The sequence below is a fragment of the Halomonas sp. 11-S5 genome (assembly GCF_029889825.1).
GTDB lineage: Bacteria > Pseudomonadota > Gammaproteobacteria > Pseudomonadales > Halomonadaceae > Halomonas.
Genome location: NZ_JARANW010000006.1, coordinates 14739 through 36835, shown reverse-complemented (window position 1 = coordinate 36835; position 22097 = coordinate 14739). Strand labels below are relative to the sequence as shown.

The 22097-nt window shown below is 68.4% G+C and carries 21 protein-coding genes and 1 riboswitch; of the genes, 7 read left to right on the top strand and 14 right to left on the bottom strand.

The window, feature by feature from the left end; genetic code table 11:
- Positions 1-150: 150 nt before the first annotated feature.
- Complete coding sequence (locus OP497_RS06620) at positions 151-1059, bottom strand: AraC family transcriptional regulator (protein ID WP_280547353.1); 909 nt, start codon at positions 1057-1059, stop codon at positions 151-153.
- Positions 1060-1165: 106 nt separating this feature from the next.
- Here OP497_RS06620 and OP497_RS06615 point away from each other — a divergent pair, with 106 nt between their 5' ends.
- The gene (locus OP497_RS06615; protein WP_280547352.1) at positions 1166-2005 is read left to right on the top strand and encodes a cysteine hydrolase; all 840 of its coding nucleotides are present in this window, start codon (positions 1166-1168) and stop codon (positions 2003-2005) included.
- A 22-nt stretch (positions 2006-2027) separates the two neighbouring features.
- On the opposite strand, the gene OP497_RS06610 is transcribed toward OP497_RS06615, so the two are convergent.
- From OP497_RS06610 to OP497_RS06585, 6 genes are all read right to left on the bottom strand, one after another.
- On the bottom strand, positions 2028-2465 hold the full coding sequence (locus OP497_RS06610) for a cytidine deaminase (RefSeq protein ID WP_280547350.1): 438 nt from the start codon (positions 2463-2465) through the stop codon (positions 2028-2030).
- A complete protein-coding gene (deoD, locus tag OP497_RS06605) occupies positions 2462-3196 on the bottom strand; it encodes a purine-nucleoside phosphorylase (protein WP_280547348.1) in 735 nt (244 codons plus the stop codon). The genes OP497_RS06610 and deoD overlap by 4 nt, the downstream gene beginning before the upstream one ends.
- Positions 3196-4488: a phosphopentomutase gene (locus OP497_RS06600; RefSeq protein ID WP_280547347.1), complete on the bottom strand. Its 1293-nt coding sequence runs from the start codon at positions 4486-4488 to the stop codon at positions 3196-3198. The genes deoD and OP497_RS06600 overlap by 1 nt, the downstream gene beginning before the upstream one ends.
- Positions 4485-5813 carry a thymidine phosphorylase gene (gene deoA / locus OP497_RS06595; RefSeq protein ID WP_280547346.1) on the bottom strand — a complete coding sequence of 443 codons (1329 nt, stop codon included), beginning with the start codon at positions 5811-5813 and terminating at the stop codon, positions 4485-4487. The genes OP497_RS06600 and deoA overlap by 4 nt, the downstream gene beginning before the upstream one ends.
- Positions 5813-6589: a deoxyribose-phosphate aldolase gene (deoC, locus tag OP497_RS06590; RefSeq protein WP_280547345.1), complete on the bottom strand. Its 777-nt coding sequence runs from the start codon at positions 6587-6589 to the stop codon at positions 5813-5815. Before deoC ends, deoA begins: the two co-directional genes overlap by 1 nt.
- A gap of 70 nt (positions 6590-6659) precedes the next feature.
- Positions 6660-7928 carry a NupC/NupG family nucleoside CNT transporter gene (locus OP497_RS06585; RefSeq protein WP_280547343.1) on the bottom strand — a complete coding sequence of 423 codons (1269 nt, stop codon included), beginning with the start codon at positions 7926-7928 and terminating at the stop codon, positions 6660-6662.
- A gap of 128 nt (positions 7929-8056) precedes the next feature.
- On the opposite strand from OP497_RS06585, the gene OP497_RS06580 reads away from it, so the two are divergent.
- Positions 8057-8791, top strand: a complete 735-nt coding sequence (locus OP497_RS06580) for a DeoR/GlpR family DNA-binding transcription regulator (RefSeq protein WP_280547342.1) — start codon at positions 8057-8059, stop codon at positions 8789-8791.
- A 144-nt stretch (positions 8792-8935) separates the two neighbouring features.
- Entirely contained in the window at positions 8936-9616 is a 681-nt protein-coding gene (locus OP497_RS06575) for a CBS domain-containing protein (RefSeq protein ID WP_280547341.1), read from the top strand.
- A gap of 115 nt (positions 9617-9731) precedes the next feature.
- Here the strand turns inward: OP497_RS06575 and OP497_RS06570 are convergent, their stop codons facing one another.
- The 3 genes from OP497_RS06570 to OP497_RS06560 form a co-directional block, all read right to left on the bottom strand.
- Positions 9732-10868 (bottom strand): aminotransferase class V-fold PLP-dependent enzyme, encoded by a 1137-nt coding sequence (locus OP497_RS06570; protein ID WP_280547340.1) that lies wholly within the window; start codon positions 10866-10868, stop codon positions 9732-9734.
- Positions 10869-11007: 139 nt separating this feature from the next.
- Complete coding sequence (pta, locus tag OP497_RS06565; protein WP_280547339.1) at positions 11008-13185, bottom strand: phosphate acetyltransferase; 2178 nt, start codon at positions 13183-13185, stop codon at positions 11008-11010.
- Positions 13172-14365: an acetate kinase gene (locus OP497_RS06560; RefSeq protein WP_280547338.1), complete on the bottom strand. Its 1194-nt coding sequence runs from the start codon at positions 14363-14365 to the stop codon at positions 13172-13174. The genes pta and OP497_RS06560 overlap by 14 nt, the downstream gene beginning before the upstream one ends.
- Before the next feature lie 254 nt (positions 14366-14619).
- On the opposite strand from OP497_RS06560, the gene OP497_RS06555 reads away from it, so the two are divergent.
- Positions 14620-15123, top strand: a complete 504-nt coding sequence (locus OP497_RS06555) for a porin family protein (protein WP_280547337.1) — start codon at positions 14620-14622, stop codon at positions 15121-15123.
- 230 nt (positions 15124-15353) lie between these two features.
- Entirely contained in the window at positions 15354-15866 is a 513-nt protein-coding gene (locus OP497_RS06550; protein ID WP_280547336.1) for a porin family protein, read from the top strand.
- Positions 15867-15962: 96 nt separating this feature from the next.
- Here the strand turns inward: OP497_RS06550 and thiC are convergent, their stop codons facing one another.
- The 4 genes from thiC to OP497_RS06530 form a co-directional block, all read right to left on the bottom strand.
- Entirely contained in the window at positions 15963-17867 is a 1905-nt protein-coding gene (gene thiC, locus OP497_RS06545) for a phosphomethylpyrimidine synthase ThiC (protein ID WP_280547334.1), read from the bottom strand.
- Between the two features lie 78 nt (positions 17868-17945).
- Positions 17946-18057: riboswitch (TPP riboswitch) on the bottom strand.
- A 67-nt stretch (positions 18058-18124) separates the two neighbouring features.
- Entirely contained in the window at positions 18125-19054 is a 930-nt protein-coding gene (locus OP497_RS06540; protein ID WP_280547333.1) for a lysophospholipid acyltransferase family protein, read from the bottom strand.
- A gap of 3 nt (positions 19055-19057) precedes the next feature.
- Positions 19058-19441 carry a DUF4870 domain-containing protein gene (locus OP497_RS06535; RefSeq protein WP_280547332.1) on the bottom strand — a complete coding sequence of 128 codons (384 nt, stop codon included), beginning with the start codon at positions 19439-19441 and terminating at the stop codon, positions 19058-19060.
- A 68-nt stretch (positions 19442-19509) separates the two neighbouring features.
- The gene (locus OP497_RS06530) at positions 19510-19902 is read right to left on the bottom strand and encodes a VOC family protein (RefSeq protein ID WP_280547330.1); all 393 of its coding nucleotides are present in this window, start codon (positions 19900-19902) and stop codon (positions 19510-19512) included.
- Positions 19903-19941: 39 nt separating this feature from the next.
- Between OP497_RS06530 and OP497_RS06525 the strand changes: the two genes are divergently transcribed.
- Together OP497_RS06525 and OP497_RS06520 are read left to right on the top strand one after the other, a co-directional pair.
- The gene (locus tag OP497_RS06525) at positions 19942-20580 is read left to right on the top strand and encodes a class I SAM-dependent methyltransferase (protein WP_280547329.1); all 639 of its coding nucleotides are present in this window, start codon (positions 19942-19944) and stop codon (positions 20578-20580) included.
- A 119-nt stretch (positions 20581-20699) separates the two neighbouring features.
- Positions 20700-22073 carry an MFS transporter gene (locus tag OP497_RS06520; RefSeq protein WP_280547328.1) on the top strand — a complete coding sequence of 458 codons (1374 nt, stop codon included), beginning with the start codon at positions 20700-20702 and terminating at the stop codon, positions 22071-22073.
- Positions 22074-22097: the final 24 nt, after the last annotated feature.

Sequence of the window (22097 nt, the reverse complement as noted above, 5' to 3'; positions counted from 1 at the left end):
CAATCCGCTGCTTTCGATCGCGGCCGCTGTGGTCATACTCGCCGTGATGACACCGCTGCCCTGGTACCTGAGCCGACGGCGTCACTCCCGCCTGGCCCGCTGGCTGCACCTGGAGGACGGCCACCCGGCAAGTAGCCGGCAACCGGCGACTCAGCGGGAATCATCGCGCTGTGCGCGCCGGTAGTGCTCGGGGTCTTGCCCGAAGCGCGACTTGTAGGCGGCGCTGAACTGGCTCCGGCTTCGGTAGGCACAGCGCAGGGCCACCTGCTTGACCGGAAGTGATGAGTTAACCAGCAGGTCACGTGCCAGGCGCAGGCGCCGCTCGGCGAGGAAGCGCTGGGGCGGCTCCCCGTAGGCCTTCTTGAAGCGGGCGATGAAGGTCGTACGACTCATGTGGCTGAGTGCTGCCAACTCCTCGATGCCGATGCGACGCCCGAGGTCCTCGGTCATTGCCGAGACGGCCGCCCCCAGTGCCGGGTCCTGCAGCGCCAGCAGCCAGGCGGGATGCGTCGTGCCGGCCTCGAGCTCCCGAAGTAGTAGCACCAGGCACTGCTTCATCAGCGCGTCGATCATCGCCTGGCTGCCCAACGCCTGGGTGGACAGTTCCTCGAACAGCGATTCGAACAGTGGCGAGATGGCCGTGTTCCCCGAGGCGATCCGTACCGGCGCCTGCAGCCGGTCGAATGGCGAGCCAGCCAGCTCGGGCGTCCCGACATCGAGCATCCCGCAGAGGATCAATACCCCGGGCAGCCGGTCGTCACGCTGGCTGCGCAGCCACTCAAGGGTGCCACTGGCGGGCTCGCAGTGAGGCAGCTGGAAGGGGTCACCGGCCGTTTCACTGACGGTCAATCGCTGGTGCGGCGGACAGATCACCAGGCTGCCCGGCGCCAGCGGCAACGACCGATGGGAGCTGTCGCGCAGGCAGCCTTCCCCACGCAGCACGTAATGCAGCGAGACGCTTCCCAGCGGGGGCGTCTCCAGCGGCCAGCCGCGACGCACCTCGCAGACGGCGAAGGATCTCACCTCGATGGTCATGCGCTTGAGCAGCTGGTCGAGCATGCAGGCTCCGGATGGAAACGGATGAAATGGCACCCTTTGCGAACAATATCGCACCGGCATGGCGCTAGCCTGACATCGTACCGTCCACGCCTGAGAGGAATACACCATGTGCGATCACAAGGCTCATTCCGCGGCCACCGAGCCGACCTTCCACGTCGTCGACAAGGACCGCCGTCGCCTGCTCGCCGGCGGGCTGGCGGGCATCACTGCCGCCACCCTGGGTGGCCTGCCCAGCGCTGCCGAAGCGCATGCCGGCGATCCCTACGCTCCGCCCGAGAAGGCCGCCCTGCCGGCTGCCGGCTTCGAGCTCGACCTTGCGCGAGCCGCACTGGTGGTGACCGATCCACAGATCGACTTCCTGAGCCCTGACGGCGTCACCTGGGAAGTGGTCGGCGAGAGCGTCCGGGAACACGGGACCGTCGAGAACATTCGACGCCTGTTTGCCGCTGCCAAGCAGCGCGGCATCACCGTGGCCGTCTCACCCCACTACTACTACCCGCATGACCACCGCTGGCAGTTCAATGGCCCGCTGGAGAAGCTGATGCACAACATCGGCATGTTCGATCGCCCCGATACCCTGGCGGCACTCGAGCGCGACAGCGGAGCGGACTTCATGCCCGAGTACCGCGAGTTCATCGAGGATGGCAAGACCATCATCACCTCCCCCCACAAGATCTACGGTCCCGAGCAGAACGACCTGGTGCTGCAGCTGAGGAAACAGCGCGTCGACCAGGTCATCCTGGCCGGCATGTCAGCCAACCTGTGTGTCGAGGCCCACATGCGCGAGCTTCTGGAACAAGGCTTCGAGGTGGTGGTGGTGCGCGATGCCACGGCTGCCGCCAAGCTTCCAGAAGGTGACGGCTACCTCGCTGCCCTGACTAACTTCCGCTATATGGCCAATGCCCTGTGGAGTACCGAGGAGACCGTCGCACGACTACAGTCGTGACCGCCAAACCGGGGCCTGTGAACTAATCGTGCAGGGCCTCGTGGCTCAGGTTCTCGGGCCCGAAGGAGTCCGGCAGCAGCGCTTCCATGTCGTACTCCTTGAGCAGCCGGCCCTCGGCGTCCACCACCCGGATGCGGGTCTCGGGGGTGGCAAACTCGCGGATGCGCTGGCGGCAATCGCCGCAGGGCGTGCAGAGGTGCCGGCCGGGCCCGATCACCCAGACCTCGCGCAGCTGACGCTCGCCGGCGCTGGCCAGGGCGGCAATGGCCGAGGCCTCGGCGCAGATCCCCTTGTAGTGGACCACCTCCACGTTGGCGCCGGCATAGCGCCTCCCGCTCTCGCCGATCACCAGCGCGCCCACCGGATGGCGCGAATAGGGCGCATAGGCGCGCTCGCGCACTGCGATCAGCGCCGCGACGATCTCCTGTGGAATGGCGTCAGGCGTCATGGGCTCGCTCATGCCTCGTCCTCCCGGGCCGCGTCGTCGCGCAGTACGCTCTCCAGGGCGATCTCCATCATCTCGTCGAAGGTGCTCTGGCGCTCGGCGCTGGAGAGCGAATCGCCCCTGAGGATATGGTCCGAGACGGTGCAGACGGTGGCGGCCCGGGCGCCGAACTCGGCGGCGACGCCGTAGAGGCCGGCGGCCTCCATCTCCACGCCGACGATGCCGTAGCGCCTGAGCAGCGCGGCGGTCTCGGGGCGCGGGTCGTAGAAGAGATCCGCCGAGTAGAGGTTGCCGACCTTCGTCGCCACGCCGAGGCCTTGGGCGGCGTCGGCCAGGGCGCGCGTCAGGGCGAAGTCGGCGGTGGCGGCGAAGTCCATGCCGCCGAATCGCGTGCGGTTGACCCCGGAGTCGGTGCAGGCGCCCAGGCCGATCACCACGTCGCGCACCGCCACGTCGTCGCGCACCGCACCGCAGGAGCCGACACGGATCAGCGTGCCGACGTCGTACTCGGTGATCAGCTCTTTGGCGTAGATGGAGACCGAGGGGATGCCCATGCCATGGCCCATCACCGAGATCGGCCGGCCCCTGTAGCGCCCGGTATAGCCGGCCATGCTGCGCACCGTGTTGACCTGGCGGACCTCGTCCAGGAAGGTCTCGGCGATGTAGCGGGCGCGCAGCGGGTCGCCGGGCATCAGCACGGTATCGGCGAAGTCGCCGCGCTCGGCATCGATATGGGGCGTTGCCATCAGTGGCCTCCCGTAGCGTTGGATAGCGTGGTGGAAGACGAGGCAGGCGGCAGGAAGCTGGTGCCGTCGTCCATGGGCGCGAGGCCCAGGTGCGTGGCCAGGCTCTGGCCGATGTCGGCGAAGGTCTCGCAGGCACCCAGCGAGCCCGGGGCGAGGCCCGCGCCCAGCGCCAGCACCGGGACGTGCTCGCGGGTATGGTCGGTGCCCCTCCAGGTGGGATCGCAGCCATGGTCGGCGGTGAGGACCAGCAGGTCATCGTCGCGGAGCCTGTCCAGCAGCTCGGGCAGGCGGGCGTCGAAGGCCTCCAGGGCCGCAGCATAACCTGGCACGTCGCGGCGGTGGCCGTGGACCATGTCGAAGTCGACGAAGTTGGTCATGATCAGGCTGTGCTCGCCGGTATCCATCAGGGCCTCGAGGGTCGCATCCATCAGGGCGTCGTGGCCGCTGGCCTTCACCGTGCGCGTGATGCCGCAGTGGGCGTAGATGTCGGCGATCTTGCCGATGGCCACCACCGTGCCAGCGTCGTCATGCAGCTTCTGGAGCACCGTGGGGGCGGGCGGCTCGACGCTGTAGTCGCGGCGGTTGGCGGTGCGCGTGAAGCCCGCGGTGGCGTCGCCCACGAAGGGGCGCGCGATCACCCGGCCGATGTTGTAGGGCTCGAGCAGGCGGCGGGCAACTTCGCAGAGCGCGTAGAGCCGCTCCAGGCCGAAGGCCTCCTCGTGGGCGGCGATCTGGAACACCGAGTCCGCCGAGGTGTAGACGATGGGCTTGCCGCTCGCCACATGCGCCTCGCCGAGCCGGGCGATGATCTCGGTACCGGAGGCGTGGCAGTCGCCGAGCACCCCGGGCAGCTCCGCCTCCTGCACTAGCACTTCGAGCAGCTCGGCGGGAAAGCTGTTCTTTTCCTCGAGGAAGTAGCCCCAGTGTGAGCGCACCGGTACCCCGGCGATCTCCCAGTGGCCCGAGGGGGTGTCCTTGCCCGAGGAGACCTCGGCGGCGTGGCCCCAGGCGCCGGTGACCGCGTCGGGCACCGCGACGCCCTCGGCCCAGTGGCCGGTGCTGGCGTGGTGGGCATGGAAGAGGCCCAGCCGGGCCAGGTGGGGCAGGTGAAGCGGCCCTTGGCGGCCCGCGCTGGGGCCTGTTTCGGGGCCCCTTGGAAGGTCGCAGTCGCCACGGGCGCAGGCGGCGGCGATATGGCCCAGGGTGTCGGCACCGGCGTCACCGAAGCGGGCGGCGTCGGGCGCCGCCCCGATGCCGAAGGAGTCGAGCACGAGCACGATGGCGCGGGTCATGGGGCCTCCCGACGGATGACGTCATGGATCAGGGATGGGGGCGTGGCGGGGGCGTCGCCGATCTGGATGGCCTCGCGGAGCTGTTGGGCGGCCCGGTCGGCGTCCGCGGCGCTGGCGGCATGAACCAGCGCCAGCGGGCGCTCGGCGTCCACGGTTTCGCCCAGGGAGGCAATGTGCGAAAGCCCGACCGCGGGGTCGATGGCCTCGCCGGGGGCGCGACGGCCGCCGCCCAGGGCCACCACGGCCAGGCCCAGGGCGCGAGTATCCATGGCCTGGACCCGGCCCGGGTGCTCGGCATGTACCGCGCGGGTTACCGGCGCCTCGGGCAGGTGGTGGTCGGGGCGCTCGAGCAGGTCGCTGGGCCCGCCGAGGCCCGCCACCATGCGGGAGAAGCGCTCGGCGGCCGCCCCCGAGGCCAGCGCCTCGTCGAGCCGCGCCATGGCGGCGTCCCGGGAATCGGCCAGGCGGCCGGCCAGCAGCAGCTCGGTGGCCAGGTCGCGGGTCACCGCCAGCAGGCGGCCGTGGCGCTTTTCGCCGCCGAGCAGGCGCAGCGCCTCGCGCACCTCGAGCGCATTGCCGGCGCAGGGGGCCAGCGGCTGGCTCATGTCGGTGACCAGTGCCGTCGTGCGGGTCCCGGCCTGGCTGGCTACCTCGGCGATGGTTTGCGCCAACGCTCTGGCGGCTTCCTCTGTGGGCATGAAGGCCCCGCTGCCGCACTTGACGTCCATCACCAGGGCATCAAGGCCACAGGCCAGTTTCTTGCCGAGGATCGAGCTGACGATCAGCGGCAGCGACTCCACGGTGGCGGTGACGTCGCGCACCGCATAGAGTCGCCGGTCGGCCGGCGCCAGGTCGGCGGTCTGGCCGATGATCGCCACGCCCACCTCCTTGACCAGCCGGCGGAAGGTGGCGGTGTCCGGGGTGACCGAGTAGCCGGGGATCGCCTCGAGCTTGTCCAGGGTGCCGCCGGTGTGGCCCAGGCCGCGGCCGGAGACCATCGGCACGTGACCGCCGCAGGCGGCGATCCAGGGGCCGAGCACCAGCGAGACGAGGTCGCCCACGCCGCCGGTGGAGTGCTTGTCGAGCACCGGCCCGGGCAGGTCGAGGCCGGACCAGTCGAGCACCTCGCCGGAGTCGCGGATCGCCTCGGTCAATGCCACTGTCTCCTCGGCCTCCATGCCCCGCAGGAACACCGCCATGGCCAGGGCACCCACCTGGGCATCCGAGAGGCTGCCGTCGGCGATGCCGGCCACCAGCTGCCGGATCGCGTCGCGGCCCAGCACGCGGCCATCACGCTTGGCGCGGATCAGCTCCTGGGGCAGCATCAGTAGCCGTCCTCGGGGCCGGCGTTGCCCTCGAAGGCGCCCAGGGTGAGGAGCAGGTCGTCGAGCAGGCCTGAGGCGCCGAAGCGGAAGTGTGCCGGGGTGAGCCAGTTGGCGCCCATGATGCGCTCGGCGAGCTGCAGGTAGGCCTGGGCGTCCTCGGTGGTGCGCACGCCGCCGGCGGCCTTGAAGCCGACGTCCTCGCCGCTGTCGCGGATCACCTCGAGCAGGATTTCGGCGGCCTCCAGAGTAGCGTTGACGGAGACCTTGCCGGTGGAGGTCTTGAGGAAGTCGGCGCCGCCCTCCACGGCCAGTTCGGCGGCGCGGCGGATCAGGGCCGGGTCCTTCAGCTCGCCGGTCTCCAGGATTACCTTGAGGGTGGCGTCGCCGCAGGCGGCCTTGCACATCTCGACCAGCTTCTGGCCCACGGCCTCGTCGCCAGCCATCAGCGCGCGGTAGGGGAAGACCACGTCGACTTCGTCGGCGCCGGAGGCTACCGCCTCGCGGGTTGCCCGGGCAGCGCGCATGACGTCATCGCCGCCGTCGGGGAAGTTGGTGACGGTGGCGATCTTCACGTTGTCGTTCAGGCGGTGGGCAGTCAGCGCCCGGCGGGCCGGGACGATGAACTGCGGGTAGACGCAGATCGCCGCCGGGGCGCCCATCGGCGTCTTGGCCCGCTGGCACAGCGCCTCGATGGTGGCATCGGTGTCGTCGTCGTTGAGGCTGGTGAGGTCCATCAGCGACAGGGCTTGGCGGGCGGCGCGTTGCAGATCGGTCATGACATGGTCCTATAGAAAAGAGTCCTGTAGAGAAGCCTGACGCCGCGGCCGGGGCCGCGGCGTCGCCGGTTCATGCCCCGAGGGCGATGAAGAAGCCGGCCAGGGTGGCGGACATCAGGTTGGAGAGGGTACCGGCCAGCACCGCCTTGAGGCCGAAGCGGGCGATCTCGTGGCGGCGGCTGGGGGCGATGCTGCCCAGCCCCCCGAGCAGGATGGCGATGGAAGAGAGGTTGGCGAAGCCGCACAGTGCGAACGATAGGATCGCCGCGGAATGCCCGGACAGGGCCTCCCCGGTGGCGGCTACCACCTGCTCGCCGTCCAGGTAGGGCGCCAGATTGATGTAGGCTACGAACTCGTTGACCACCAGCTTTTGGCCGATGAAGGAGCCGGCCAGGGTCGCCTCCTGCCAGGGCACGCCGAGCAGGAAGGCCAGCGGCGCGAACAGCCAGCCGAGCAGCATCTCCAGGCTCAGCGACTCCATGCCGAACCAGCCGCCCACGCCACCGAGGATGCCGTTGACCAGGGCGATCAGGCCGATGAAGGCCAGCAGCATGGCGCCGACGTTGGCGGCCAGCATCAGGCCGGAGCTGGCCCCGGAGGCGGCGGCGTCGAGCACGTTAGCGGGATGGTTTTCCTCTTCCTCGAGTCGCTCCTCGGCGGCGGAGACGCTGTCCTCGGGCGTCTCGGTCTCGGGCATCAGCAGCTTGGCGAACAGCAGCCCGCCGGGGGCGGCCATGAAGGAGGCGGCCACCAGGTACTCCATGGGGATACCCAGCGCCGCATAGCCGGCCAGTACCGAGCCGGCCACCGAGGCCAGGCCACCGCACATCACCGCGAACAGCTGCGACGGGGTCATCCGCGCGATGAAGGGCCGCACCACCAGCGGCGCCTCGGTCTGGCCGACGAAGATGTTGGCCGTGGCCGACAGCGACTCGGTGCGCGAGGTGCCGAGCGCCTTCTGCAGGGCGCCGCCGAGGATGCGGATGATCCACTGCATGACGCCGATGTAGTAGAGCACCGCGGTCAGCGAGGAGAAGAAGATGATCACCGGCAGCACCTTGAAGGCGAACACGAAGCCGGTGGACTCGACGTCGGCCAGGCTGCCGAACAGGAAGCCGATGCCGTCATTGGCGTAGAGCACCACCTGGCTGACCGCATCGGAGACGGTGGCGAGCACGGTCTGGCCGGCTGGCACGTAGAGCACGAAGGCGCCGATGCTGGCCTGGATGGCGAAGGCGCCGCCCACGGTGCGCAGTCGGATGGCGCGGCGATTGGAAGAGAAGATCAGGGCGATGGCGATCAGCGTCATCATCCCGACCAGGCTCATGAGGAGGGTCATGGGGCACCTATCTGGCTGGGCGGCCTGGGGCGGCAGGCATGCGGATGAGTGTAAGGTGAAATCTATAACATTCAGTGTTATTTTTCTAACATATTTCCATCATCGGGCCCTCAGGAGAGCCGCAGGAGATGAACGAACGCACTGCCCGGCGCCGCGCCCGGCTGAGTGATGCCCTGGCCCGCGGCGGGAGCCTGCGCCTGCAGGATGCCGCGGTGCTGTGCGGGGTGTCGGAGATGACCATTCGCCGCGACCTGGCCGCCGGGGAGGGCGGGCTGCGGCTGATGGGGGGCCACCTGGTGCGCAGTGACGACCCGCGCTATGCGCCGGTCTACGACCTGGCGGCCCAGCAGGACCGCCATGCCGAGGCCAAGCGCCGGCTCTGCCAGCGGGCGGCCCGCCGCATCGAGCCCGGCGACACCCTGTTCATCGACTGCGGCACGACGCTGATGCCGCTGGCCGCTGGCCTGCCGGCCGACCAGTCGCTGACCGTGGTGACCTATGCCCTGAACGTGGCCGATGCGGTGAGCGTGCTGCCCGGGGTGCGGCTGATCCTGCTGGGCGGGGTCTACCATGGCTCGTCGCGCTCCTTCGCCAGCGAGGCGATGGGCGATGCCATCCGGCACCTCGGTATCAACAAGGCCTTTCTCTCCGCGGCGGGCGTGCACCGGCAGAAGGGCCTGAGCTGCTTCCACTTCCATGAGGTGCTCCCCAAGCAGGCGGCGATCACCACCGCGGCGCATCGCCTGCTGGTGGTGGACGAGAGCAAGCTGGGGGTGATTCGGCCAGCGCGCTTCGCCGGGCTCGAGGAGGTCGACGAGGTGATCACCGATGGCACGCTCGCCGCGGAAGGCGGGCCGGCATGACGCCTGCCGCCGACACCTGCCGGGCTGTCAGGCTTCGACCGTATCCCCGGGCTACGTTGACAGTTTTTGGCGTGGATCAAGGCGAAGAGCACAGGGCATTGCTATGTTGGTTCTACAAGCCCCTGAACCTGCTGGAGAACGTCGATGCAAGCCGCAGATGTCATGACCCCCAACGTGATCACCGTCACCCCCGACAGTGAAGTCAGTGAGATCGCCAGCCTGCTGCTGGAACACGGCATCAGCGCCGTGCCGGTGGTGGATGCCGACGACAAGGTGCTCGGCATCGTCAGCGAGGGGGACCTGATGCGCCGGGTCGAGAACGACACCGACCAGCACAAGTCCTGGTGGCTGAAGCTCTTCAGCGGCGGCAATGCCGTGGACTACGTCAAGAGCCACGGCCGCAAGGCCAGCGAGATCATGACGCCGCATCCGCTCACCGTCACCGAGGACGAGCCGCTGCACCGCATCGCCTCGCTGCTCGAGAAGCGCCGCATCAAGCGGGTGCCGGTGGTGCGAGATGGCAAGCTGGTGGGCATCGTCAGCCGTTCCAATCTGCTGCGCGGCTTCTCGGTGAACCGCCAGCCTGCCGGTGGCGGTGATGACCGCGCGATCCGCGATGCCATCCTCAAGGAGGTGGACGAGCACACCGGGGTGATGGTCGACCGGCTCAACATCATCGTGGCCGAGGGCAAGGTGCAGCTCTGGGGGCTGGTGGACAGCAAGGAGCAGCGCCAGGCCGTGCAGGTCGCGGCGGAGAACATCGGCGGCGTGACGGAGGTGGAGAACAACCTGGGCTTCATGCCCCGGGGCATGGGCGGCTACTGAAGCCGCGGCGTCCCGGCGCATGCGACAGCGGGGCGGCCAGATGGCCGCCCCGCTTTCTTTAATGGTCAGGAACGATCGGGCGCGACACCCGCGCCCGGTGATGTGGTGTGGCGACTCAGTCGTTGGCGCCCTGCACCTTGGCTAGGGCCGTTTCCAGGCTCTCGAGGGTGCGCTCCGGATGGTGGAGCTTGTCGAGGCCGAACAGGCCGATGCGGAAGGCACGGTAGTCCTCGCCTTCGTCACACATCAGCGGGACCCCCGCGGCCACCTGGACACCGGCCGCCAGGAACTTGCCGACGATGCCCTCGTCCTCGGTGTAGCAGACCACCACGCCGGGCGCCTCGAACCCGGGAGCCGCCACGCTGAAAAAGCCGTGCTCGGCGAGCATCTCGCGCACCCGGCGCCCGACCTCCCACTGCTCGTCACGCACCTTGTCGAGGCCGTATTGCTGGGTCTCGCGCATCACGTCGCGCAGCTGGCGCAGGCCGTCGGTGGGCAGAGTAGCGTGATAGGCGTGGCCCCCGGCTTCGTAGGTTTCCATGATCGACAGCCACTTCTTCAGGTCGCAGGCGAAGCTGGTGCTGGTGGTCTCCTCGATGATCTCCCGGGCCTGACGGGAGAGCATCACCATGCCGCAGCAGGGGCTGGCGCTCCAGCCCTTCTGCGGGGCACTGACCAGCACGTCGACGCCGATGTCCTGCATGTCGATCCAGAGGGTGCCGGAGGCGATGCAGTCGAGCACGAAGAGCCCGCCCTGCTCGTGGATGGCGTCGGCGATCTGGCGCAGGTAACCGTCCGGCAGCAGCATGCCCGAGGCGGTTTCCACGTGGGGAGCGAAGACGATATCGGGCTGCTGGTCATGGATAGACGCGACCACTTCCTCGATAGGGGGCGGGCCGAAGGGCGCGGTCGGGTCATCCTCATCGAGGCGACGCGCCTTGAGTACGCTGACCTCGGAGGGGATCTTGCCCATCTCCAGTATTTGGCTCCAACGATAGCTGAACCAGCCGTTGCGGATCACCAGGCAGCGACGCTCCTTGGCGAACTGGCGTGCCACGGCCTCCATGCCGAAGGTCCCGCTGCCGGGAACGATCACCGTCGAGTGGGCGTGGTACGCCTCCTTCAAGGTGGAGGAGACGTCGCGCATCACACCTTGGAAGCTCTTTGACATGTGGTTCAGTGCGCGATCGGTGTAGACCACCGAGTACTCGAGCAGTCCATCCGGGTCGACATCGGGTAGCAGTCCGGCCATTTCGTTCTCCGTGTTGGGGGGCAGGGCCTGTCGTGAACAGGCCGCTCGTCTCCAGAGGATATTCCGATTCCCGGTGTCGGGCCAGCGACGCGGTCAACCCTGGGCTCGCCGGGCTGCGGGTCCAAGGTGAGGCGCGCGCTCAGCCCTGCTGCGCGGCCTGGATGGCGGTTAGGGCGATGGTGTAGACGATGTCGTCGACCAGGGCCCCACGGGAGAGGTCATTCACCGGCTTGTTGAGCCCCTGCAGCATGGGGCCGACGCTGACCACCCCGGCGCTGCGCTGCACCGCCTTGTAGGTGGTGTTGCCGGTGTTGAGGTCGGGGAAGATGAAGACCGTGGCGCGCCCCGCCACTGGGGAGTCTGGGGCCTTCTGGCGGCCCACGCTCTCGATGGCGGCGGCATCGTACTGCAGCGGGCCGTCGATGCACAGCGACGGTTCGCGCTCCCGGGCGATGCGCGTGGCCTCGCGGACCTTATCGACGTCGGCGCCGCTGCCAGACTCGCCGGTGGAGTAGCTGATCATGGCCACTCGGGGCTCGATGCCGAAGGCCGCGGCGGAGCGGGCGCTCTGGATGGCGATCTCGGCCAGGGCTTCGGCGTCCGGATCCGGGATCACCGCGCAGTCGCCATAGACCACCACCTGCTCGGGCAGCAGCATGAAGAAGATCGACGATGCCTTCCGATAGCCCGGCGCCGTGCGGATCAGCTGGAAGGCCGGGCGCACGGTGTTGGCGGTGGTATGGATCGCCCCGGAGACGAGGCCGTCGACCTCGTCCTCGGCCAGCATCATGGTGCCGAGCACCACGTTGTCCTGTAGCTGCGACGCGGCCGTCAGCGCATTGAGCCTGTCGGGACGGCGCTTGACCATCGGCTTGACGTAGGAGAGGCGGATCTCGGCCGGATCGAGGATCTCGAGGCCCTCGGGCAGTTCGATGCCGCGCTGGCGGGCGACGTCCTCGACCTCCTCGCGCTTGGCCAGCAGCACACAGCACGCAATGCCGCGCCGCTGGCATATCACAGCGGCTTCCACGGTGCGCGGCTCGCTGCCCTCGGGCAGCACGATGCGCTTGCCCGCCTGCTGCGCCGTCTTCACCAGCTGGTGGCGGAAGGCGGCGGGGGAGAGACGGCTTGGATAGCCGCGACTGAGGTTCTCCTTGAGCCACTGCAGGTCGAGGTGGCCGGCGACGAAGCGGGTCACCTGCTCGGCCCGCTCCGGGTCGTCGATGGGGATGTCGTTGGCCATGCGATCGAGGCGCTGGGCCGTGGCGAAGCTGTCGGAGTCCACCGCCATCACCGGTAGGCCGCTGCGCAGCGCGGGGCGGCAGAACTCGATCATGGCCTCATCCGGCAGCTCGCCATGGGTCAGCAGGATGCCCGCCAGCGGCACGCCGTTCATGGTCGCGAGCGCCGCGGCGAGCAGGATGTCGTCGCGGTCGCCGGGGGTGACCAGCAGGCGGCCGGGGCGGAACACGTGCAGGGCATGGGAGGCGCTACGCGCACACAGGCTGGTGCCCAGCACACGACGGCTGGCGACCTCGCCCTCGTGCAGGAAGCGTGCCTCCAGGGCGCGGGCGACGTCCAGTACCCGCGGGGCGGAGAGGGCCGCATGCCAGGGCACGGCGCCGATCAGTTGGAAGCGCTCGCCGCCCAGGGCCGGCAGGTAGCGGCGCAGGCGGGCGATCAGCTGCGCGTCACGCTGGGCGGTGAGCTCCGGGGCCGCCAGGGGCGTGTGGCTGTCGCCGTTCGGCAGCGGGCGCAGCCGCATCAAGATACAGCCCAGGGTGCGCGGCGAGTCCACGCCATCGAAGGCCTGGGCATGCATGTCGAGCCGCTCGGCCAGCTCCTGGGGGGCGCTCAGGTCACCGTCGGCGACCAGGATGATGCGCGCATTGAGGGCATGCGCCAGCTGAGCATTGAGCTGGGTCGCATAGCTGCTGTGCTGGCTGGGCGCGAGCCCCTCGATCACCACCAGCTCGGGGGCCTGGCCGGCGTCCGGGGAGGCGACCCGGGCATGGCGCTCCACGGCCTCCTCCATCAGCTCGTCGCTGCGGTCCTCGCGCAGCAGGCGCTCCAGCCGTGCCTGGGAGAGCGGCTCGGGAGGCGACAGGCCCAGGGTGCTGGTGGCCAGGGCACAGGAGCGGTCCGGCCCGTTGCCGTTGAGTTCGTCTTGCCGGAACGGCTTGAGAAAGCCGGCCTTGAGCCCGAGGGTATCCAGGGCGCGTATCAGCCCGAGGCAGGCCGAGGTCAGGCCCACGCCGCTGTCGGTGGGCACCAGCAGCAGGTTGCGGGGCTCGGGACGGTGATCAAGTGGCGTCATACGGGTGCTCCTGCAGCAGCTGGCGGGTTTCCTCGGCGATGCGGCCCTCCTCATCGGTGGGGATGACCCATAGCTGGGGTCCGCCCTGGTCGAGGTCGATGCGGCCTTCGCGGCCGCCCACGGTGGCGGCGTTGGCCTTGGCGGCCAGCCGCAGGCCGAAGTGGGGCAGCTGTTCGATGACCCGCGCGCGTACGGCGCTGGCATTCTCGCCAATGCCTGCGGTGAAGGCGATGCCATCCAGGCGGGGCAGCGTGCAGGAGAGGGCCGCCAGGGACTTGGCCACGCGGTAGCAGAACACCTCGATGGCTAACTCGGCGCCCGCATGATGCTCGGCGGCGGCCTGTTCGAGACGGCGCATGTCGTTGGAGAGGCCGGAGAGTCCCAGCAGGCCGCTCTCCTTGTTGAGCAGGGTATCGATGCGCTCCAGCGACCAGCCCAGCTGGCGGGCCAGGTGGGCATGCAGGCCCGGGTCCACGTCGCCGCTGCGGGTGCCCATCACCAGCCCCTCCAGGGGCGTCAGCCCCATGCTGGTATCGACGCTGTGTCCCTGCCAGACCGCACAGGTGGAGCAGCCATTGCCCAGGTGGGCGATGAGCCAGCCGCCATGGAGCCGCCCGCTGAGGGCATCGAGCCGGGCACTCACATAGGCGTGGCTGCTGCCATGGAAGCCATAGCGGCGGATGCCGTGGTTGCGATAGAGCCCTTCCGGCAGCGCATACCGATAGGCACGAGGGGGTAGGGTCTGGTGGAAGGCGGTATCGAAGACCGCCACCTGAGGCAGGTCGGGGAAGAGCTCCAGGGTCGCCTTGACCCCCGCCAGGTTGGCCGGGTTGTGCAGCGGGGCCAGGGCCGTGGTCGCCTTGATGGCCGCCACTACGACATCGTCGATTCTTGCCGCTTGGGTGAACTGTTCGCCGCCATGGACGATGCGATGTCCCACCGCCACGGGGTGCAACCCCTCCAGGCGCTCGAAGATGGCCGCCATGGCCTCGGTGTGGCTGGCGCCATGCAGGGGGCATGAGAATTCATGGCCGGCGCCGTCGACCCCGGTGAGACGCGCCTCCTCGCCGCCCAGGCGCTCGGCCAGGCCGGCCAGGCGAGGCTGGTCGGGAGAGGTGGAGACGAGGGCGAACTTGATGGACGAGGAGCCGCAGTTGAGTACCAGTATCGGGTCGTTCATGGCGCGTCCTGTCAGGGGTGTCGGGGGCGCGGGCGTTGCGGCCAGGGGGTGCCTGGCGAATGGCCCTCGGGCAAGGGGAATCTAGCATGTTGCAGTGCGGGATGCAGTGACCTGGACGGCTTGATGCCGGGCACCCTGCCGTCTCCCTCTCCCCTGGCAGGGCGCTGGCGGCGGAACATCTTGCACTTTGGTCGAAGCTGTACCAGAATGAATCCTGTATAGGGAAACACTGTTTCCTAACTGGGAGGTTCACCATGAAGACCATCACGATTTCCGCCGTCTCCGCCGCCCTGCTGCTGGCCGCGGCCACCGCTCATGCCCAGGGCAGCCCGATGAACTACCAGCCGAGCCCGTACCTCGGCGGTGACGCCATGTTCTGGGAACTCGACCCCGATGAAGGTGGCAGCTTCGATAGCACCGGCCTGCGCCTGCGCGGTGGCGTAGCGTTCAACGACTATTTTGGTCTCGAGGGCCATCTCGGTACCGGTGGCTCCGACGGCCCGGCCGAGCTGGATTACCTGGCCGGCGTCTATGCCAAGGGGACCCTGCCAATCGCCCCGGAATTCCGCCTCTACGGCCTGGCGGGCTTCAGCGAGGTAGATTTCGACACCGATGACGAGAGCGACTTCTCCTACGGCGCCGGGGCCGAGTTCGACGTGGCGCCCAACCTCGCCGTGGGAGCCGACTACATGCGCTACCTGGACGAGTCGAACTACACCTTCGACGCCGCCAGCCTCGGGATGACGTTCCGCTTCTGATCTCCGGGCAGGTTCCACGCCGCCATGCCCTGAAATGCGCCCCCGCCGGGTTTCCAGCGGGGGCGCTTGTCGTTGGAGGATGCCGCGCCCGTCCCGCAGCCACCTGTCTGCATCGCGTCAGCGGGCCGGTACTGGCCTGACATGGCCGTGGAGGTGAGTGCCCGGATGGGTTCGTAAGGCACCACGGGCGTCGACGACAAAGTGGGCAAGCCAATCAAAGGGAGATGGCCATGAAGACGTCAGTCATTGGCGCCGCATCCTTGGCAGCGCTGCTTTTCACCGGGGCAGTTCAGGCGCAGAGCGGGCCCTTGGCCTACCAGCCGACCACCTATGCGGGTGTCGATGCCATGTTCTGGGAGCTCGACCGGCGTGGGTACCGCGATGGCCTCGACAGCGTCGGTGTGAGGTTACGTGGTGGCGTCGAACTCAACGATTACCTGGCCATCGAGGGACATCTGGGCACCGGCGGGTCCGATGGCCCGGCGAACCTCGACTATCTTGCCGGGGGCTATGTCAAGGGCATGCTGCCGATCACCCCGGAGTTCAAGGTCCATGGTGTGCTGGGGGCCACTGAAGTGGAGTTCGACGGGACGAGGGACAGCGAGAGTGATGTTTCCTACGGTGCCGGTGCCAGCTATGACGTGACACCGAACCTGGCCATCGGTGCAGACTACATGCACTATCTGGACACGTCCGATATCGACTTCGAGGCGGTCAGCCTCGGCCTGACTTTTCGGTTCTGACTCGCGCGGGCGCCCGGGTCGGCATATCATTTGGAGAATGTCCCGTTGCTACCAAGTAGCAACGGGACATTCCGTTTTCAAGGCCCGCGTCGAGCCTTATACCTCCCGGTAGAGCTCGCTGCCTTCGCGGCGGAACTTCTCGGCCTGCTCCTCCATGCCCTTCATGACGGCGTCCTGATCGCCGTCCAGGCCATGTTCGCTTGCATAGTCACGTACCTCCTGGCTGATCTTCATCGAGCAGAACTTGGGCCCGCACATGGAGCAGAAGTGGGCCACCTTGGCCGAGTCCTTGGGCAGGGTCTCGTCGTGGTATTCCCGGGCGGTGTCCGGGTCGAGGCCTAGATTGAACTGGTCTTCCCAGCGGAACTCGAAGCGCGCCTTGGAGAGCGCGTTGTCACGGCGCTGGGCGGCCGGGTGGCCCTTGGCGAGGTCGGCGGCGTGGGCGGCGATCTTGTAGGTGATGATGCCGGTCTTGACGTCGTCCTTGTTGGGCAGGCCCAGGTGCTCCTTGGGAGTCACGTAGCAGAGCATGGCGCAGCCGTACCAGCCGATCATCGCCGCGCCGATGCCGGAGGTGATGTGGTCGTAGCCGGGCGCGATGTCGGTGGTCAGCGGCCCCAGGGTGTAGAAGGGCGCCTCGTCGCACTCGGTGAGCTGCTTGTCCATGTTCTCCTTGATCAGGTGCATGGGCACATGGCCGGGACCCTCGATCATCACCTGGACGTCGTGCCGCCAGGCGATATGGGTCAGCTCGCCCAGGGTCTCCAGTTCGGCGAACTGCGCCTCGTCGTTGGCGTCCGCCACCGAGCCCGGGCGCAGGCCGTCGCCCAGCGAGAAGGCCACATCATAAGCCTTGCAGATCTCGCAGATCTCCTCGAAGTGGGTGTAGAGGAAGCTCTCCTGGTGATGGAAGAGGCACCACTTGGCCATGATCGACCCGCCACGGGAAACGATGCCGGTGACCCGCTTGGCGGTCAGCGGCACGTAGCGCAGCAGCACCCCGGCGTGGATGGTGAAGTAGTCCACGCCTTGCTCGGCCTGCTCGATCAGGGTGTCGCGGAACACCTCCCAGGTCAGGTCCTCGGCCACGCCGCCCACCTTCTCCAGCGCCTGGTAGATGGGCACGGTGCCGATGGGCACCGGGGCGTTGCGGATGATCCACTCGCGGGTCTCGTGGATGTTCTGCCCGGTGGAGAGGTCCATGATGGTGTCCGACCCCCAGCGGATCCCCCAGGTCATCTTGTCGACCTCGTCCTCGATGGAGGAGGTGACCGCCGAGTTGCCCAGGTTGCCGTTGATCTTCACCAAGAAGTTGCGACCGATGATCATCGGTTCGGATTCCGGGTGGTTGATGTTGCAGGGGATGATGGCCCGCCCCGCCGCGACCTCGGCGCGCACGAACTCCGGGGTGATCTCTTCGGGCAGCCGGGCACCGAAGCTCTCGCCGGGGTGCTGGTGGCCCAGGATGCGCTCCACCTCTGCCGTCCCCTGGGCTTGTCGACGTTGATTTTCCCGGATGGCGATGAACTCCATCTCCGGGGTGATGATGCCCTGGCGGGCATAGTGCAGCTGGGTGACGTTCCCTGCCTGGCCGTCTTGTGAAGGGCGTGCGCGACGCGGCGTGCGGGTCAGGTCGAAGCGAAGCGGGGCGAGCAGCGGGTCGTTGGCCCGGCGCCGGCCGTAGTCGCTGGTGGGGCCGTCGAGGAGTTCGGTATCGTCGCGCGCCTCGATCCAGGCGTGGCGCAGCGCGGGCAGGCCGCGGCGCAGGTCGATCTCGGCCGCCGGGTCGGTGTAGGGGCCGGAGGTGTCGTAGACCAGCAGCGGCGGGTTCTCCTCATAGGCGCCGGAGGTCCTGGTGGGCGAGAGCGATATCTCGCGGAACGGGACCCGGATGTCGGGGCGTGAGCCCGTCACAAAGATCTTGCGCGAGCCGGGCAGCGGCTGGACGGCGGCCGCGTCGACGCGGGCGGTCTCGGCGAGGAAACGGGCGGTCTTGCTCATGGTGTTCTCCCTTGAGGGTTTTGCGATTGTCAGGGAGGACAGCAGGGAGGACAGGGGCCGCCAGGCGTGGGGTGCCATGGAGGCGTGTCGCTTGATCCCTACGCTGGTCCTAGCCAGTTCAGGTTCAACGGGATCCATGCTCGAAAGCGCATGATCTCAGCCGTCTTCAACGGCACCCCGTCAAGCGAGGTTCTACTGTAGCAGGAAGAGACACCATTGCCAGCCCGGCAAGGCGGGCTATCGGGTCTCCGTGGCGATCAATAGAGCCGGAAACGCTTGAAGTCGGGGCGGCCCTCGGCCTCCTCCGGGGTCTTGCGGTAGCGCTTGTATTCCCACTGGTACTGGGCCGGGTCCAGGGCAATGGCGGCCTCCACGCTGGCATTGACGCCGGTGGCTGAGGTGACCTCGTCAGGGTCGTAGACCCGCGCGTCGGCGGCCAGGAAATGCAGGGCGAAGCCCTTGCCGGGCAGACGCAGCGCCACCCCGGTGACGACCCGCGCCTCGGTGCGCGCCACCAGCTTGGGCAGCAGGGTGGCGGTGTAGGCGAGCCGGCCAAAGAAGGGCGCGAACACGCCACTGCCCCAGTCGGGCTCCTGGTCGGGCAGGATGCCCACGGCCTCGGAGCGCTTGAGCGCCTTGAGCAGGGCGGCCACGCCGCGGGAGTTGGTGGGCACCAGGCTCGCCCCCTGGCGTTCGCGGCCCTGGCGGATGATCGGGTCCAGCGGGGCGAGCTTGGGGGGCTCGTACATGGCGGTGAAGGGGAAGTGGCCGGAGAGCCAGAAGTTGAGCACCTCCCAGTTGCCGAAGTGGGGGGCCAGCACGATGACGCCGCGCCCCTCGGCGCGGGCCTCGTCGAGCAGCTCGCGGCCGTGGACCTTGAGGATCGAGGCCTCGACGCGGTCGGGGTCGCCCATCCAGGCGAAGCCCAGCTCGAGCATGGTGGCGGTGGAGTGAGTCAGGCTCTGCCGGGAGAGCTGGCGACGTTCGGCCGGGCTGCGGGAGGGGTAGACCTCGGCCAGGTTGGTGCGGGTGACCCGACGCTCCCGGCGGCTCAGCTGCTCCACCAGCGGGCCGACCAGTCGGGCCAGCCGCCACAGGGTGGCGAGGCGGCGACCGGCGAGGCGGCGCCACAGGGTGGCGATGGCACGGGCCTGGAGGGTACTCCAGCTGGACTCACCTCTTGCCATGGATCAGACCCACCAGCTGTCCACGTTGTCCGGCGCACGCTGCTCGTTGAGGGCCTTGAGCCCCTTCACGCAACGGATCACCAGCCACACCACCGCGGCCAGCCAGGTGAGAAAGCCGATGAGGACCAGGGTCAGCAGGCCGGAAATGCCGAAGTAGAGCAGGGCGATCCAGAAGGTCCGGATCTGGTAGCGATAATGCTCGTCGAGCCACGCCGGCCCCTTGCCGCGGTAGACATAGGCGATCACCACGCCGACCAGCGAGGTGAGGCCGCCGGTGATCATGCCGGCCAGGTGCAGCACGTACACCACGATGGGAAGGGTCGTGTCGGGGGCGGAGCCCCGTTTGGCAATGGCGCGGTCGTCGTCCTGTGGCAGCTGGTCGTTCATGGGGCGTCCTCGTAGAGCGAATCGCTGACGCCAATCATACCGGTCGAGGACGACAATGCCACCGGGCCTCAGTCGGTCCGGGGCTTCACGGGGCGGCTGAGTTCCAGCAGGTTGCCGTCCGGGTCGCGCAGGTAGAGCGAGGTGATCTCGCCGGTGGCGCCCTGTCGGGCCACCGGGCCGAGTTCCACCTCGACCTCCAGCGCCTCCAGATGGCGCTGGACCTCGTCGAGCGGCAGCAGGCTACGCAGGCAGAGATCCAGGCTGCCGGGCGTGGGCGTGGCGGCCCGCGGGGTGACGTCGGTGGCGGTCCAGTGCAGGCGTAGGGCGACATCGCCCAGCATCAGGTCGACGCGCTCGCGGTCGCGGTAGCGCACTTCCAGTCCCAGCACCCGTGAGTAGAAGTCCACGGCACGGGAAATGTCGGTCACGGTGATGACCAGATGGTCCAGACCTGACAGCATTCGGGTCTCCTTGCGGGGTTCTGGAGAGAGCAGGATACGATGATGCTGACTTGTCCGCTATGTACGTCCACCGACACCGGGTACTTTCATCGTGATGGCCGGCGCGACTACCACCGCTGTCGGCACTGTGCGCTGGTGTTCGTGCCTCCCGACCAGCGGCTCGGACCGGCAGCGGAGCGGGCGGTCTACGACCGGCACCAGAACGCCCCGGACGACCCCGGCTATCGCCGCTTCCTGTCACGGCTCTTCGACCCGCTACGCGAGCGGCTGCCGCCCGGCGCCCGAGGGCTCGACTTCGGTGCCGGCCCCGGGCCGACCCTGTCGGTGATGTTCGAGGAGGCGGGGCACCCCATGGCAATCTATGACCCCTTCTACGCGCCGGATGCCAGCGTGCTGGTAGGCGAATACGATTTTATCACCGCCACCGAGGTGGTCGAGCATCTGTTCGAGCCCGGTCGGGAACTGGCGAGACTGACCGATATGCTTCCGTCCGGCGGCTGGCTGGGGCTGATGACCAAGCGCGTCACCGACCACCAGGCCTTCACGCGCTGGCACTACATCCTCGATCCCACCCATGTTGCCTTCTTCAGCGAGGCGACCTTCGTGTGGCTGGCCGGCCACCTGGACATGCGGGTCGAGTTTTCTGCGGCGGACGTGGCACTGCTGCAGCGTCGATAAATCGATTGACTCGCCGTCGGCCGGGAGTATGATTCGCGCGCTCACGATGCCGCGAGCAGGCGCTCCACGGCACTCTCTGCCACGCTTCTCCCTTATCACCTGCTGCTGTGAGGCCCTTCATGTCACGGCAATTGCTGGCCATGGCCCTGGCCCCCCTGCTGGGGCTCTTCATCCTCGGGATCGGCAATGGCTTTTTGGCCACGGTGATCACCCTGCGCCTGGACGCTGCCGGCGAGTCGCCGGTGGTGATCGGCTGGGTCTCCTCGGCCTACTTCATCGGCCTGGCGGTGGGCGCCATGCTCAACGACCGCCTGCTGCTGCGCATCGGCCATATCCGCGCCTACGGCAGCTTCGCCTCGCTGGTAGCGGTGACGGTGCTGCTGCAGGGGCTGGTGGCCGAGCCCTGGGCCTGGTTCGCCCTGCGCCTGGTCGGCGGCTGGGCCACGGTGGGCGTCTACCTGGTGATCGAGAGCTGGCTGCTGGCCTCTGGCGATGCCAGGGTGCGCGGCCGGCTGCTGGCGCTCTACATGATCTCGCTCTATGCCGCCGGCGTGCTCGGTCAGCTGCTGCTCGGCGTCACCGAGGCCATGGGCGGGGCGGCGTCGTTCATGGTGATCGGCATGCTGGCCTCGCTCTCGGTGCTGCCCATGGCGATGATCCCGCGGGTCTCGCCGCTGATCGAGAAGGCCGAGCCGCTCTCGCCGCTGCGCCTGATCACCCTGACCCCTACCGGGGTGATGGGCAGTTTCGGCTCGGGGTTGCTGGTCGCGGCCGTCTATTCCCTGCTGCCGCTCTACCTCCAGCGCACCGGCCTTTCGGTCGACCGGATCGGGCAGATGATGGCGGTTGTGGTGCTCGGTGCCATGCTGCTGCAGTATCCGGTGGGGCGCTGGTCGGACCGCCATGATCGCCAGCAGGTACTCATCCTGATCGGGGCCTTCTGCACGCTGATCTCCGCGGCGGTGCTGTGGCTGCCGATGAATTCGTGGCTCCTGGCCGGGCTGCTGTTCCTGCTCGGCGGAGGCGTCTTCTCGCTGTATCCGGTGGCGGTGGGCCATGCCGCCGACCGTGCCCCGGCCGGTGCCCTGGTGCGCATGAGCCAGGGCCTGCTGCTGATCAACGCCATCGGTTCGGCGCTCAGCCCACCGCTGATCTCGCCGGTGATGGGCGTGCTGGGCGATGCCGGCCTGTTCTGGGCTTTCGGTGCCGTCGGTGTCTTTCTGGTGGCCTTCTTCGTTTGGCGGCGCAGCGTGCGTCCGGCACCGTTGCCGGTGGCGCCCTTCCATGCCAGTACGCCGATGTCGGCGGCAGGCGCCGAGCTCGCCGTCACCGAGGAATGGGTCCAGGGGGCCCTGGAGCACGAGCACGTGGAGGACCTCTCCGGGGCCGTGTCCGAGGTGGAGGTGGCCGAGCCGCTGGTGGGGCCACCACCGCGCGACGAGGCCCGTATCGCCTACTTCGACGAGCCTGAGGAGACTAAGACTTTGGGATAATAGCCAGCGAAAAGTAGTGAATCT

What these genes read in the sequence shown, in the direction of transcription:
- OP497_RS06620 (WP_280547353.1), bottom strand. Translation starts at nt 1,059, where the DNA reads ATGCTCGACCAGCTGCTCAAGCGCATGACCATCGAGGTGAGATCCTTC.
- OP497_RS06615 (WP_280547352.1), top strand. Translation starts at nt 1,166, where the DNA reads ATGTGCGATCACAAGGCTCATTCCGCGGCCACCGAGCCGACCTTCCAC.
- OP497_RS06610 (WP_280547350.1), bottom strand. Translation starts at nt 2,465, where the DNA reads ATGAGCGAGCCCATGACGCCTGACGCCATTCCACAGGAGATCGTCGCG.
- deoD (WP_280547348.1), bottom strand. Translation starts at nt 3,196, where the DNA reads ATGGCAACGCCCCATATCGATGCCGAGCGCGGCGACTTCGCCGATACC.
- OP497_RS06600 (WP_280547347.1), bottom strand. Translation starts at nt 4,488, where the DNA reads ATGACCCGCGCCATCGTGCTCGTGCTCGACTCCTTCGGCATCGGGGCG.
- deoA (WP_280547346.1), bottom strand. Translation starts at nt 5,813, where the DNA reads ATGCTGCCCCAGGAGCTGATCCGCGCCAAGCGTGATGGCCGCGTGCTG.
- deoC (WP_280547345.1), bottom strand. Translation starts at nt 6,589, where the DNA reads ATGACCGATCTGCAACGCGCCGCCCGCCAAGCCCTGTCGCTGATGGAC.
- OP497_RS06585 (WP_280547343.1), bottom strand. Translation starts at nt 7,928, where the DNA reads ATGACCCTCCTCATGAGCCTGGTCGGGATGATGACGCTGATCGCCATC.
- OP497_RS06580 (WP_280547342.1), top strand. Translation starts at nt 8,057, where the DNA reads ATGAACGAACGCACTGCCCGGCGCCGCGCCCGGCTGAGTGATGCCCTG.
- OP497_RS06575 (WP_280547341.1), top strand. Translation starts at nt 8,936, where the DNA reads ATGCAAGCCGCAGATGTCATGACCCCCAACGTGATCACCGTCACCCCC.
- OP497_RS06570 (WP_280547340.1), bottom strand. Translation starts at nt 10,868, where the DNA reads ATGGCCGGACTGCTACCCGATGTCGACCCGGATGGACTGCTCGAGTAC.
- pta (WP_280547339.1), bottom strand. Translation starts at nt 13,185, where the DNA reads ATGACGCCACTTGATCACCGTCCCGAGCCCCGCAACCTGCTGCTGGTG.
- OP497_RS06560 (WP_280547338.1), bottom strand. Translation starts at nt 14,365, where the DNA reads ATGAACGACCCGATACTGGTACTCAACTGCGGCTCCTCGTCCATCAAG.
- OP497_RS06555 (WP_280547337.1), top strand. Translation starts at nt 14,620, where the DNA reads ATGAAGACCATCACGATTTCCGCCGTCTCCGCCGCCCTGCTGCTGGCC.
- OP497_RS06550 (WP_280547336.1), top strand. Translation starts at nt 15,354, where the DNA reads ATGAAGACGTCAGTCATTGGCGCCGCATCCTTGGCAGCGCTGCTTTTC.
- thiC (WP_280547334.1), bottom strand. Translation starts at nt 17,867, where the DNA reads ATGAGCAAGACCGCCCGTTTCCTCGCCGAGACCGCCCGCGTCGACGCG.
- OP497_RS06540 (WP_280547333.1), bottom strand. Translation starts at nt 19,054, where the DNA reads ATGGCAAGAGGTGAGTCCAGCTGGAGTACCCTCCAGGCCCGTGCCATC.
- OP497_RS06535 (WP_280547332.1), bottom strand. Translation starts at nt 19,441, where the DNA reads ATGAACGACCAGCTGCCACAGGACGACGACCGCGCCATTGCCAAACGG.
- OP497_RS06530 (WP_280547330.1), bottom strand. Translation starts at nt 19,902, where the DNA reads ATGCTGTCAGGTCTGGACCATCTGGTCATCACCGTGACCGACATTTCC.
- OP497_RS06525 (WP_280547329.1), top strand. Translation starts at nt 19,942, where the DNA reads ATGATGCTGACTTGTCCGCTATGTACGTCCACCGACACCGGGTACTTT.
- OP497_RS06520 (WP_280547328.1), top strand. Translation starts at nt 20,700, where the DNA reads ATGTCACGGCAATTGCTGGCCATGGCCCTGGCCCCCCTGCTGGGGCTC.